This window comes from Sphingobacteriales bacterium, assembly GCA_016699615.1.
In the GTDB taxonomy this organism is placed as follows: Bacteria; Bacteroidota; Bacteroidia; order Chitinophagales; family JADIYW01; genus JADJSS01.
On the sequence record CP064984.1, the window covers coordinates 2,863,812 to 2,879,450 of the forward strand.

The 15,639-nt window shown below is 30.1% G+C and carries 4 protein-coding genes and 2 pseudogenes; 4 read left to right on the plus strand and 2 right to left on the minus strand.

What is annotated here, in order from left to right:
• Window positions 1-40: 40 nt before the first annotated feature.
• From IPK18_13690 to IPK18_13705, 4 genes and pseudogenes are all read left to right on the plus strand, one after another.
• Window positions 41-8,548: a gliding motility-associated C-terminal domain-containing protein gene (locus tag IPK18_13690; protein QQR97860.1), complete on the plus strand. Its 8,508-nt coding sequence runs from the start codon at window positions 41-43 to the stop codon at window positions 8,546-8,548.
• Between the two features lie 27 nt (window positions 8,549-8,575).
• Window positions 8,576-9,586 (plus strand): type IX secretion system membrane protein PorP/SprF, encoded by a 1,011-nt coding sequence (locus IPK18_13695; GenBank protein ID QQR97861.1) that lies wholly within the window; start codon window positions 8,576-8,578, stop codon window positions 9,584-9,586.
• Window positions 9,587-9,605: 19 nt separating this feature from the next.
• The gene (locus IPK18_13700; GenBank protein ID QQR97862.1) at window positions 9,606-11,891 is read left to right on the plus strand and encodes an OmpA family protein; all 2,286 of its coding nucleotides are present in this window, start codon (window positions 9,606-9,608) and stop codon (window positions 11,889-11,891) included.
• 266 nt (window positions 11,892-12,157) lie between these two features.
• Window positions 12,158-13,081, plus strand: a pseudogene (locus tag IPK18_13705) (transposase).
• A gap of 217 nt (window positions 13,082-13,298) precedes the next feature.
• Here IPK18_13705 and IPK18_13710 read toward each other — a convergent pair.
• Both IPK18_13710 and IPK18_13715 read right to left on the minus strand, forming a co-directional pair.
• Window positions 13,299-15,080 (minus strand): annotated as a pseudogene (locus tag IPK18_13710) (long-chain fatty acid--CoA ligase).
• A 6-nt stretch (window positions 15,081-15,086) separates the two neighbouring features.
• Window positions 15,087-15,638: a hydrolase gene (locus tag IPK18_13715; protein ID QQR97863.1), complete on the minus strand. Its 552-nt coding sequence runs from the start codon at window positions 15,636-15,638 to the stop codon at window positions 15,087-15,089.
• Window position 15,639: the final 1 nt, after the last annotated feature.

Here is a 15,639-nt window from a genome sequence, read left to right on the forward strand (position 1 = left end):
TATTCCTGCAAATAATTTTCGTATAAAAGGATTTTTTGGTATGGGAAGTACAGGTGATTACCCAACATTAGATTTTAATGGTTTAGGTGCACCTTTAAATTCAACAGGAAATTACTGGACACCATATTTAGGTGGTTCAACTCCATTTGGAGATTATAATTCTAATTATGTAACCTATAATGGGACTAATGGTGGAGCAAACCAACAATCTCAAATATTTGGATTGTCTTCGTTAAATTTAGGAGGAGGTACTAACAATGTAAATGGTCAAGTTGATGGCTATAAAACAGGATTACAATTAGATGCTAATCGCCAAACAGAAATTGGTAATCAATTATATATTGGAAATAGTGGAGGACTTTTAGAATTACCTTGGAATGGGTTAGTTGGTGAAATTATTATTTTTGATAGAGAGCTAAGTACAGCAGAACAGTTAAAAGTAAACTCTTATCTAGCTATTAAATATGGTATTACTTTAGATCAAAGACAAGCTAATGACTACACTGCAAGTGATGGAACTGTAACTTATGCAGCATCTACATTTGGAGCTTATGATCACGACATAGCAGGTATTGGTATAGATTCTTGTGCTGGATTAATACAACCAAAATCGACTAGTGTGAACGAAGATGCAGTTGTAACTATCGAAGCAAATACAACAAATATTTCTAATTTAGAATTTTTAGTTTGGGCAAATAATGATTCTTCATTAGCACCAAGCGAAACAAATAATATACCAAGTGGTCTTCCATTCTCATGTCCAAGTAGATTAGAAAGAATTTGGCATGTACAGGAAACAGGAGATGTAGGCAATGTAACCTTAGATTTCAATATAAGCGATATTTCTTTTATCACTAGTGCTGGATTTAGATTATTGATTAAAAATGGTAATGATGATATGAGTACTGCATCTATTTCATCTATCATTCCAACAATAATTGGAGATAGCATTGTTAGATTTACGAATGTAGACTTAGCTAATAATGATTACTTTACTTTAGCAGGAAATATTTTAGCACCAGGTGGTGTAAACAATAATTTAGTAGCATGGTATAAATCCGATGATGCAGCTTCAGATGTTGCATTATCTGGAACTACAGTTACACAATGGAATGATATCTATGGTGGTAAAAATTTAACAAGATATTCATCAGTAGGTACACCTACTTATAGAACATCAGGAACTAAACTAATCAACTACAATAACTCTGTTGAGTTTGATAATGATGCTGGTAATTATCAGTTCTTCCAAAACACATCAAGATATTTTCCAAATACAAGTGGCTTCCACATGATTACAGTAGGAAAAGATTTAGAAAACAATACACCGTATGGTGTTTTAAGAGCAACAGCAGGTATGGGCGATAATGGTAATTATCCTGGATTAGATTTAGAGAGTGATGTAACACATGGTTGGAACTTTGTAATGGCAGGATCATCTCCAACAGATTATTATACACAAGGAGGAACTCAATCAGGATATCCACTATTATACAATGGATATACAGCAGGAACTAATCAGCAACCACAAATTTATTCTGTAGGATCATTAAACAATGTAACTACGGTTGGTGCAGCAAATAATATCTATTCATACATAGATGGTTTCAAATGGTTAACAGATATGGATGCTTATCAACAAACACCAATTGGAAATCATTTATATGTTGGTAGTAGTGGTGGCGATGCCTTTTGGGATGGTTTAATTGGCGAAGTATTAATCTATGATGGCTTACTTTCTGATGAAGAAATACTTAGAGTAAATACTTATTTAGCAATTAAATATGGTATCACTTTAAATCAAAGTCAATACAATGATTATACAGCAAGTAATGGAACTGTAGTTTATGCAGCATCTGCATTTGGCGCTTACGACCATGATATATTCGGAATTGGGGAAGATAGTTGCTCTGGCTTAATTCAAAAACAATCTAAGAGTGTGAATAAAGGATTCCAACCAGCTGTGAGTTTAAATAATGGCTTAGCTACATCAAATACAAATAATACAAACTCTTTTGTTGAGAACTATAGTTTCTGGTTGACAGGACATAATGGTCAAGATACAACTTTCACAGATGTATATACAGCACAAAATATATCAATTACTAATTGTCTTAAAATAATGGATAGGGTTTGGCATGTACAAGAATCAGGTACAATTGGAAATGTAACGATTACTATTCCACAATTATCTGCAAGTACCGCAACATCTACCTATTTAGTAGTAGGAAACACAGACGCATTTGGAACAGGAACTACTGAAATCTTAATGGTATCTGATGGTAGCGGAAATCTTACTGCGCAACATAATTTTACAACAGGTCAATATTTCTCTTTTGTAGTTCCATATGCAACTATAGATACATCAACTATTAAAGATTCTATTTGTGCTAATACATCTATCACATTTAATAATCAAACATTAACTGGTTCTGGAATTTATTTAGATACATTGACATCAATAAGAACAGGTTGTGATAGTATCGTGAAATTAATACTTACTGTTTTGCCTTTAGATTCTCACACAATAGTAAGATCAATTTGCAAAGGTGATAGCATTAGAATTGGTACAAAAGTTTATAAAATATCAGGTACTTATACAGATACATTAAAAAATGCAAATAGATTTGGCTGCGATAGTATCATTAAACTTAATCTGACTGTAAATGATATTGACACAGGTAATGTAATAACATCAATATGCAAAGGACAATCTTATACATTCAATGGACAATCAATAAAAGGTTCTGGTATTTATTTAGATACGATTACATCATTAGTAACAAGTTGTGATAGTATAATAAAATTAATATTAACAGTAAATGATATTGACACAGGTAATGTAATAGCTACAATATGTCAAGGTCAGTCTTATACATTCAATGGACAATCAATAACAGGTTCAGGAATTTATTTAGATACTATTACATCATTAGTAACAAGTTGTGATAGCATAATAAGATTAACATTAACAGTAAATAATATTGACACAGGTAATGTAATAGCTACAATATGTCAAGGACAATCTTATACATTCAATGGACAATCATTAACAACTGATGGTATTTACTTAGATACGATAACATCATTAGTAACAAGTTGTGATAGTATAATAAGATTAACATTAACAGTAAATGATATTGACACAGGTAATATAACAGCTGCAATATGTCAAGGACAGTCTTATACATTCAATGGACAGAGTTTAACAGTTTCTAATACTTACTTAGATACAATAACATCATTGGTAACAAGCTGTGATAGTATAGTAAGATTAACATTAACAGTAAACACAATTGATACAAGCAATATTTCAGCATCAATTTGCACAGGCAAAACATATACATTTAATGGACAAGCATTAGCAGTTTCAGGTACATACTTAGATACATTAACATCAACAGTAACTTCTTGTGACAGCATTATAAGATTATATTTAACAGTAGATGATGCAATAACTATAAATGATAGTAAATCAATTTGTATTGGTGATAGTGTAAAATCATGTTCAGGAAGAGTTTATAAAATATCAGGTACTTACTTAGATACTTGTAAATCAGCTGACGGTTGTGATAGTATAACTACATTAGTATTAAAAGTAAATGATATTGACACAGGCAATGTAATAGCATCAATATGCAAAGGACAATCTTATACATTCAATGGACAATCGTTAACGGGTTCTGGAATTTATTTAGATACGATTACATCATTAGTAACAAGTTGTGATAGTATAATAAAATTAATATTAACAGTAAATGATATTGACACAGGTAATGTAATAGCTACAATATGTCAAGGTCAGTCTTATACATTCAATGGACAATCATTAATAGGTTCTGGTATTTATTTAGATACAATAACATCATTAGTAACAAGTTGTGATAGCATAGTAAGATTAACATTAACAGTAAATGATATTGATACAGGTAATATAACAGCTGCAATATGTCAAGGACAGTCTTATACATTCAATGGACAGAGTTTAACAGTTTCTAATACTTACTTAGATACAATAACATCATTAGTAACAAGCTGTGATAGTATTGTGAGATTAACATTAACAGTAAACACAATTGATACAAGCAATATTTCAGCATCAATTTGCACAGGCAAAACATATACATTTAATGGACAAGCATTAGCAGTTTCAGGTACATACTTAGATACGATTACATCATTAGTAACAAGCTGTGATAGTATTGTGAGATTATTCTTAACTGTAAACACAATTGATACAAGCAATATTTCAGCATCAATTTGCACAGGCCAAACATATACATTCAATGGACAAGCATTAGCAGCTTCAGGTACATACTTAGATACATTAACATCAACAGTAACTTCTTGTGACAGTATTGTAAGATTATACTTAACAGTAGATGATGCAATAACTATCAATGCTAGTAAATCAATATGTATTGGTGATAGTGTAAAATCATGTTCAGGAAGAGTTTATAAAATATCAGGTACTTACTTAGATACTTGTAAATCAGCAGAAGGTTGTGATAGTATAACTACATTAGTATTAACAGTACATGATATTGACACAGGTAATGTAATAGCTGCAATATGTCAAGGACAGTCTTATACATTCAATGGACAATCATTAACAGGTTCAGGTATTTACTTAGATACGATTACATCATTAGTAACTTCTTGTGATAGCATCATAAGATTAACATTAACAGTAAATGATATTGACACAGGTAATATAACAGCATCAATATGTCAAGGACAGTCTTATACATTTAATGGACAATCGTTAACAGGTTCTGGTATTTATTTAGATACGATTACATCATTAGTAACTTCTTGTGATAGCATCATTAGATTAACATTAACTGTAAATACAATAGACACAGGCAGAGTATCAGCGTCAATATGTCAAGGACAGTCTTATACATTTAATGGACAATCATTAACAGGTTCAGGTATCTATTTAGATACGATTACATCATTAGTAACAAGTTGTGATAGTATTATAAGATTAACATTAACAGTAAATGATGTTGACACAGGTAATATAACAGCATCAATATGTCAAGGACAGTCTTATACATTCAATGGACAGAGTTTAACAGTTTCTAATACTTACTTAGATACGATTACATCATTAGTAACAAGTTGTGATAGCATAGTAAGATTAACATTAACAGTAAATGATATTGACACAGGTAATGTAATAGCTACAATATGTCAAGGTCAGTCTTATACATTCAATGGACAATCAATAACAGGTTCTGGTATTTATTTAGATACGATAACATCATTAGTAACAAGTTGTGATAGTATAATAAGATTAACATTAACAGTAAATGATATTGATACAGGTAATATAACAGCTGCAATATGTCAAGGTCAGTCTTATACATTCAATGGACAGAGTTTAACAGTTTCTAATACTTACTTAGATACAATAACATCATTAGTAACAAGCTGTGATAGTATTGTGAGATTAACATTAACAGTAAACACAATTGATACAAGCAATATTTCAGCATCAATTTGCACAGGCAAAACATATACATTCAATGGACAAGCATTAGCAGTTTCAGGTACATACTTAGATACATTAACATCAACAGTAACTTCTTGTGACAGCATTATAAGATTATACTTAACAGTAGATGATGCAATAACTATAAATGTTAGTAAATCAATTTGTATTGGTGATAGTGTAAAATCATGTTCAGGAAGAGTTTATAAAATATCAGGTACATACTTAGATACTTGTAAATCAGCTGACGGTTGTGATAGTATAACTACATTAGTATTAAAAGTGAATGATATTGACACAGGTAATGTAATAGCATCAATATGCAAAGGACAATCTTATACATTCAATGGACAATCGTTAACAGGTTCTGGTATTTACTTAGATACGATTACATCATTAGTAACAAGTTGTGATAGTATTGTAAGATTAACATTAACAGTAAATGATATTGACACAGGTAATGTAATAGCTACAATATGTCAAGGTCAGTCTTATACATTCAATGGACAATCGTTAACAATTGAAGGTACTTACTTAGATACGATTACATCAACAGTAACAAGTTGTGATAGCATAGTAAGATTAACATTAACAGTAAATGATATTGACACAGGTAATGTAATAGCTACAATATGTCAAGGTCAGTCTTATACATTCAATGGACAATCAATAACAGGTTCTGGTATTTATTTAGATACGATAACATCATTAGTAACAAGTTGTGATAGTATAATAAGATTAACATTAACAGTAAATGATATTGATACAGGTAATATAACAAACGCAATATGTCAAGGTCAGTCTTATACATTCAATGGACAGAGTTTAACAGTTTCTAATACTTACTTAGATACAATAACATCATTAGTAACAAGCTGTGATAGTATTGTGAGATTAACATTAACAGTAAACACAATTGATACAAGCAATATTTCAGCATCAATTTGCACAGGCAAAACATATACATTCAATGGACAAGCATTAGCAGTTTCAGGTACATACTTAGATACATTAACATCAACAGTAACTTCTTGTGACAGCATTATAAGATTATACTTAACAGTAGATGATGTTATTAGAAGAACAATAAATACAACAATATGTTATGGCGATAGTATTATATCATGTTCAGGAAGAGTGTATAAAACAGCTGGTACATATACAGATACATGTATGACATTAGGTGGTTGTGATAGTATAACCACAACAATTATTGTATTAGAAATTTGCAGCAAAGATACTGTGCCAGTTCTTCCAGTATGCGATACTTGCACTGAAACCATTTGTTTAGATACAATATTTGATATAACAAATGGTGTATGGACATTATGTGATGGAACTCAAAATGCAACAACAGGATTCGGTTCATATAGTATTGATAATACAACTGGGTGTATTACATATACAGCATCAGGAACAATAGGTAGAGATACATTATGTATAGTAGTATGTAATGCAACTCAAACAGTATGCGATACACAAACAGTAGTTGTGAAAATTACACCAACAACAGTGATAATTACAGATACGATTCCAATTGGAGCAACTGATAGTATTTGTATCCCATTAGAAACAGGAATGAATCCAGATGATATTATTATATATGAATGTGCAGAAGCATTAGATAATATATCATTGTCATACTATACAATAAATAATGGTTGTGTAATGATAACTTATGTAGGCGAAAATATAGGTTCTGATGAGTTCTGTGTTGTGGTATGTGATAAAATACTTGATGTTTGCGATACTACGAAAGTTATAATTGTAGTAGAACCAAAAGATACAGTTACAGTATTGCCAGTATGTGATACATGTACCGAAACATTATGCTTAGATACAATATTTGATATAACAAATGGTGTATGGACATTATGTGATGGAACTCAAAATGCAACAACAGGATTCGGTTCATATAGTATTGATAATACAACTGGGTGTATTACATATACAGCATCAGGAACAATAGGTAGAGATACATTATGTATAGTAGTATGTAATGCAACTCAAACAGTATGCGATACACAAACAGTAGTTGTAAAAATTACACCAAGTATAGAAGTTATATCAGATACCATAAAAATTGGAGCAACAGATAGTATTTGTGTGCCAATAGAAACGGGAATGAATCCAGATAATATTACTTTGTTAGAATGTAATGGAGAATTAGATAATATATCAATACCATTTAATTCAGTAAATGTACACGATGGCTGTGTAATGGTAACATATATAGGTACTAGTATTGGTTCTGATGAATTCTGTGTTGTAGTATGTGATTCAATTCTTGATATATGTGATACAACTAGAGTAATAATTGTAGTGATACCAGATGATACATTACCAGTATTCCCAGTTTGTGACACATGCACAGAAACATTATGTTTAGATACAATCTATAATATTACAAATGGATATTGGACATTATGCGATGGAAGCCAATCAGCAACATCTGGATTAGGTTCTTACAATATTGATAGTACAACAGGTTGTATTACTTATACAGCAAATGGAATCATTGGTAGAGATACAATATGTATTATAGTTTGCGATTCAACAAAAACAGTATGTGATACAGTTCCAATAATAATTGATGTGGTATGTAGTCAATCAAATGAAATTAATATAGATACTACTATCTGTTCAAACAAACCAATAGTAATAAATGGTCAAACAATTTCAATTTCGGGTACATATACAATACACTATACTGCACATAATACTTGTGATAGTACTGTCATATTAAGAGTAACAGCAGTAGATTGTAATTGTATAATTGCAAAAGGATTTTCTCCAAATGGCGATGGTATTAATGACAATTATGATGTTGATTGTTTGATAAAAGAATCTATTGATGGCAAAATAAACTTCAGTGTGTACAATCGTTGGGGAATTGAGGTTTACAGAAACGACACATATGATGGAAGTTTTAATGGAAACTATAAAGGAGAACCTTTGCCAGATGGTACTTACTATTTTGTATTAGAATATACCAACAAATTAAATGAAGAAATTAAAGTAGCAAGTTATTTAACTATTCAAAGGTAATAAATTAAAGAATTAACAATAATTAATATGAAAAATATATATAATATATTCCTTACAGTTTTGCTATGCATTTTTATAATAAAAGCAAATGCACAACAAGAGCCACAGTACACTCAGTTTATGTATAATAAACTGCCAATTAATGCAGGTTATACTGGAACAAGAGAAGTACTAAGTATTAGAGCATTATACAGAGACCAATGGACTGGCTTTGATGGAGCTCCGAAAACAGTAAGTCTTGGAATTAACAGTCCATTCAAAAAGGAAAGTTCATCTATGGGTTTCTATATGGTACATGATAGATTAGGTGTTACCAATCAGACTTGGTTTGATGTAACTTATGCTTACAAAATAAAATTATCTAAAGACCAAAAATGGAAATTGAGTATTGGTATTAATGCAGGATTATTACTATATAAAAGTGCATTGACCGAAGTTCCAATTAAAAATCAATCTGATATAGTTTTCCAAAATAATGTATCAAAAGTAATGCCTGATGTAGGTGCTGGTTTATATTTATATCATACAAATTTTTATTTTGGAGTAAGTGTTCCAAATTTCATCAAATACAGTTTATTTAATAAAGATGTAGAACAAGAAATTCAAAATAACTATTCTGATAAAATTGCAACTGCACAGAGAACGCCTCACTTGTTTATTATGACTGGTGGTGTTATTCCTGCAGGCAAGATTTTACACATTAGACCACAAATATTGGGTAAATATATTACATCTACGAAACAAAAAATTCCTTTTGAGTTAGACTTAAATTTAAGTTTAATGTTTTTACAAAGATTAAATATTGGTGCAACTTACAGAACAACATTTAAGAATAGATCTGAAGGTTCTGTACTACAGGCAAATGATAGCTTTGCTGCATTGTTGGAAGTTTGGGCAACTAAACAATTAATGATTGGATATTCTTATGATTATAGTCTATCTAAATTGCAAAACTATAATAAAGGAAGTCATGAAGTCATCTTAGGGTATGACTTTGCTTTCAAAAAGGATAAACTAAATACACCAAGATTTTTTTAAGAGATAAAATAATTATTGCATGAATAACTATAAAAACATTTACGTATTAATAATCTTAATGATATTTTCATTATCAACTAATGCGCAACTAATTGATGGAGGAGGAGTCCAGCCAACAACATTTGGTGGACTAAAAAAGGCAGACCAAGCATATAATAATCTAAATTATGCTGATGCAATTCCAATGTATCAACAATACCTCAAAAAAAATAATGTAGATGCTGATGCCTATGCAAAATTAGGAGATTGTTATAGACTAACATTAGACTATGCCAATGCCGCTAATGCTTATGCAAATGCAACAAAGTATAATACTACAAATGCAGATTATATTTTAAAATACGCACAAATGTTACAAGCTACAGGCAATTACGAGAAAGCATTAATACAGTATAATAACTATACAACAATAAAAGGAAACGGAGATCAAATTGTAAACAATCAAATTAATGCATTAGGTCACATAAATGACTATTACTCTAAAAATAGATTTAGTGTAAATAATCTTTCATTCAATTCACCACAGTACGATTTTGCTCCAGTATTTTATAAAGAAGGTTTAGTGTATACTTCATCAAGAAATGCAACAAAACCAATAAGAAACACAAGCTCATGGACAGGCACCGCATTCTTTGATTTATTTTACATAAAAGGAAAAAATCAGAAGTTTGATAAAAAAATAGAAGTATTTTTTAAAGATAAAAATACAAAACTACATGATGGAGTAATTTCATTCTTACCAAACCAAGAACAATTCTACTATACAAGAAATAATTTTTTAGATGGTAAAGTAAAAACAGCTAAAAAATTAAAACCAACACAAAATATGTACTTAACAGATATCGAAGGCAAAAACGAAACGCCATTTGAATATAATAGTGATGATTATAATATTGGTCAACCATCATTAACATCAGATGGAAATACAATGTATTTTGTAAGTGATATGCCTGGTGGTTTTGGTGGAAAAGATTTATACGTATCAATAAATGAAAATGGCAAATGGTCTGCTCCAAAAAATTTAGGCGATAAAATTAATACAGCAGGAGATGAGATGTTTCCATTTATTCATCAAGATAATAAATCATTTTACTTTGCAAGCAACGGACATGGTGGCTTAGGTGGATTAGATATCTATAGAACTACAATAGGCGAAAATGGTAGTATTTCTAAAGTAAGAAATATGGAAGCTCCAATAAATAGTTCATATGATGATTTTGGCTTAGTATATGGAAAAGACAAACAACAAGGATATTTTACTTCTAATAGAAAAGGTGGAAAAGGATTAGATGATATCTATTCTATGAAAGATGCTGGAGTTTATTACGAAGGACTTGTTGTAGATGCAGATACTAAGCAACCAATTTGTGCAAGCAGAATACAATTAGTTACTGAAGAAGTTGCAATAGACAGCCAAACAACAGATTGTAATGGAGATTTTTTATTTGATGTAACAACATCAGGAAAACATTGTTTACATGCATCAGCAGAAGGATATCAGACAAATACAACAACTTGCAAAACATTAGATGGTATGCAAATTGGAGAAACAATGTATGATACAATATACCTAAAAAAAGCAAAACCAGTAGCAATCACTGTTCAAGCTAAAAATTCAGAATCAAATCAAAATATACCAAATGCAAAAGTATTAGTGTACAATACATGCGAACAAAAGTTAGATTCAATGTATACAAATAATAAAGGCGAAATCTGTTTTAATGTAAAATGTGAGTGCGAATACAACCTAACAGTAAGTGCAGATAATTACACTTCAAATCAAATAACATATTCACCAAAAAATGATTGTGGAAGTTTAAAATCATGTGGCGAAATCAACGGAAAAGTAATTGCAGTACAATTAACACCAATTAAAAAAGAAACAATCAAAGTTGAAGATATATTCGATAATATAAGTGAAGATGGCTATATAGAACTAAAAGGAATATATTATGACCTAAACAAATGGAATATCAGAAAAGAAAGTGAAGTAGAATTAAATAAACTACTAACATTCTTAAATGGCAATCCAGAAGCAATTGTAGAAATTGCATCACATACAGATTCTAGAGGTTCTAATACATACAACCAAACACTTAGTCAGAAAAGAGCGCAAAGCGTTGTTAATTGGTTAATAGAACATAATATAAACAAAGACAGATTATATCCAAAAGGATATGGTGAAACTAAACTAAAAAACAAATGCGCTGATAAAGTTGTATGTACAGAAGAAGAACATCAACTCAATAGACGCACAGAATTCAAAGTAATAAGCAATTATAAAGTACTTGAATCCAAACCATAGATATAAAAAAATAAACACACAAATTTTGTCATATACTAAGAAATGGGGTTCTAAAAAATGTCTAGTTAAGTTAAAGTTGAAGAACTGGTGCCCAATTGGGCACCTTTTTTTATGGGGTATAATAGCAAAAAATAGTTGGTAAAATGGCTTAAAGCGTCAATTTTTATTGGTGTTTAGGGTATGGTTATTGAAAATGATTTCAATTTAATTTATTTTACTTAAAAAATGGCTAAAAAAAGTGCTGGTCGTGTGGTTCTAGCAATGTCATAAAATGGGGTTTTCAAAAAGGTAAACAACGTTTTAAATGTAAAGATTGTGGTCTATTATTTATCAGACAAAATAAATCTGTTAGTTTATCTAACAAGTTTATTTGGTTTAAAAAATGGATTTTACAAAGACAAACAATTACTGATTTAGCAATAGAAAGTAATTATAGTGTTCGGAGTTTAAAAAGCTTATTTGATACTTATCTGCAAAAGCACCAACGCATAAATTCTATCCATCTGAACAACTTAATTTACTAATTGATGGCACTTATTTTTCTAATAATATTTGCTTGATTATTTATCGAGATGATACCATAAAACTCACACAACTGTATAGGATTACTGATGGTGAATATTTTGAAGAAATCAAAGAAGATTTACAAAATATCTTATCTCTTGGTATTAGTATAGATAGTATTACATGTGACGGTCACAAATTGATACTAAAAGCAATTAAGGTAGTTTGCAAACAGGTTTATTTACAACGCTGTACAGTTCATATACAGAGAGAATGCAGAGCTTGGCTAACTACTCAACCTAAACATATTGCAGGTGTAGAGCTACTAGCTATTGTGCATCAATTACACACCATTATTACACATGAGCAATCTCATGATTGGATAAAACAAGTGCTAGACTGGCATTTTAAAATACAGCTCATTTATTAATGAAAAATCATACAGCATTACCACAAATAGATATTGGTATAAACATAAAATGGTTCGTAAAGCATTTGTTCATATTAGAAACGCAATTCCTAACTTATTTACGTATCTATTTAATCCAAGAATACCAAAATCAACTAACGGCTTAGAGGCATTCTTCGGGCATCTCAAAAGTCATGTTTTAATGCATCGTGGATTGACCAAGGAACATAGAACCAATTTCATTAAATGGTATTTATACTTTAAAAATCAGAAATGAGTTTTTTTAGCCATAGAACAATTTGGTAATAAAAAATAAGGCAGTCTTAAAGACTGCCCATTACCATATTTGTATCAACCATATTGCTGGTAGGTTGCTCTCCAGCAGAGCCTACTTCCTCTTTTGGTTGACAGTAGAATATTAAGCATTATTTTTAACAAAATCAACAACTATTTTTTGCACCATTACCTTTTATGGCTATTGGAGAAAAAGTGTGTTAAATATTATATATTCTATTAACAATATCTGAATATTTATTTTCAATTATTTTTCTTTTCAATTTCATGGTTGGTGTTAATTCTCCTGTTTCAACTGACCATTCATGAGGAATTAATTCAAATTTTTTAATTTGTTCCCATTTCCCAAAGTTTATATTTATTCTATCAATTTCTTGTTGAATAAGTTCCCATGTTTTGTTGTGTTGAATCAATTCGGAAACAGAATTATATGAAATAGAATTTATTTTTGCCCAATTTTCTAATTGTATAAAAGATGGAACAATTAATGCTGCAATATATTTTTTATCGTCACCTCCAACAACCATAATTTGTTCAATAAATGGACTTTCTTTCATTTTATTTTCAATTACCTGTGGTGCAATATATTTACCACCAGCAGTTTTAAACAGTTCTTTCTTTCTATCCGTAATTTTCAAAAACTGCTTTCCATTTCTTGAAATCCATTGTCCAATATCACCTGTATGAAACCAACCATCAGCACTAATAACTTCAGCAGTTAAATCTGGTCTGTTGTAATAGCCTTTCATTATGTTATCACCTTTGGCTAATATTTCGCCATCATCTGCAAGTTGTATTTCTATATTTGGAATAGGTAATCCAACTGTACCTATGCATCTTTCCTGCTCATCAATTCTATTTGAACACAATACTGGGCTTGTTTCTGTTAATCCATATCCTTCAATAATTTGAATTCCAGCTGCTGTAAAAAGCTGTATCAACCTTGGTTGCATAGCTGCTGCTCCAGTAATGATAAATTCAATTTCATTACCTAAAGCTTCTTTCCACTTTTTAAAAACTAATTTTCTTGCAATATCTAGTCGCAATGTATATCCAAATGACTTATTTCCACCTACATCATATTTCAATCCAAGAGCTATTGACCAATCAAATAGCTGTTTTTTAATTCCAGACAATTCATTTCCTTTAGCTATAATCTTTTCATATACTTTTTCTAATAGTCTTGGCACTGTTGTAAAACAAAATGGTTTTACTTCTTTTAAGTTATCTGCTATTGTTTCTAAATTTTCGGCATAATGGATGTGCATTCCAAATACTCAATATGCATAAAATACCATTCTTTCGAATGAATGACAAAGCGGTAGAAAACTAAGTGTTTTTTTTCCTTCATGAAATGGCGTTACTTCTTTTACACTTAATACATTACTTACAATATTTTTATGTGTAAGCATTACTCCTTTTGGATTGCCAGTTGTACCTGAGGTATAAATTATTGTGGCAATATCATCAATATTTACTTTTGCTTTTCTATTATCAATTTCTTGTATGTCTACTTCATTTGGTAATAAATCAAATAATCTTTGCTGTTGTTCTATGGTATCAAAAGATATTATTCTATTTAGTAAACTTGTGTCATTAAGAATAGGAAAAACTTTCTGATAGATTGAAAAATTGCCAACAAATGCAATTTTAATTGAAGCATCATTAAATATAAAATGATAATCTTTTGATGATATATTTGGATACATTGGTACAACTATTATTCCTAGTTGTATTGCAGCAAAGTCTACAATATTCCATTCAACTCTATTTTCAGAAATAATTGCAATTTTATCATCTTTCTGTAGTCCTTCTTCTATTAGAATTTGGCTAACTTTATTGGCTAATTGCTGTATTTCATTATAGCTGTAATGTCTCCAATTATTTATACCATTTATATATTCCTTATTAGAAATAAAAAAATGGTCTGGATTCTTTTCAACTTGTATAGTTAAAAGTTCATGTAGCTTTCTTGTATTCATCTTATTTTATTTAATAAGTTTACTAATGGCTTTAAATTCATCTGTTCCTGCTTCATTTAATAGCATAAACAAAATCATTTCTGTTGATGTAATGTAAACGCCAGATTGCAACATTCGTTTTATTGCTAATACCTTATTTTCATTAGTTCTAGATGAGATTGCATCAGCAACTACGTGTACAGTAAAACCCATTTCAATAGCTTCTATACAAGAATTTAATACACAAATATGTGCCTCAATTCCACAAATAATTAAATCTTTTATTTTATTCTTCTTAAGTATTTCTAGAAGATTTTTATTCTGCATACAGCTAAATGTATTTTTTTCTACAATAGGGAAGTAGGACGAAAAATATAAATCGTTACATGTTCTACCAAGACCTTTTGGATATTGCTCTGTAATTATTGTTGTTAGAGAAAGTATCTCAGAACTCATTAATAATAAATTTGCATTCTTTAAAACTTCTGAAACATTTTGTACAATAGGAACTAACTTTTCCTGAAAATCTATCACAATAAGTGCTGTATGTTCTTTCTTTGGAATTCCAATCTTATTCATA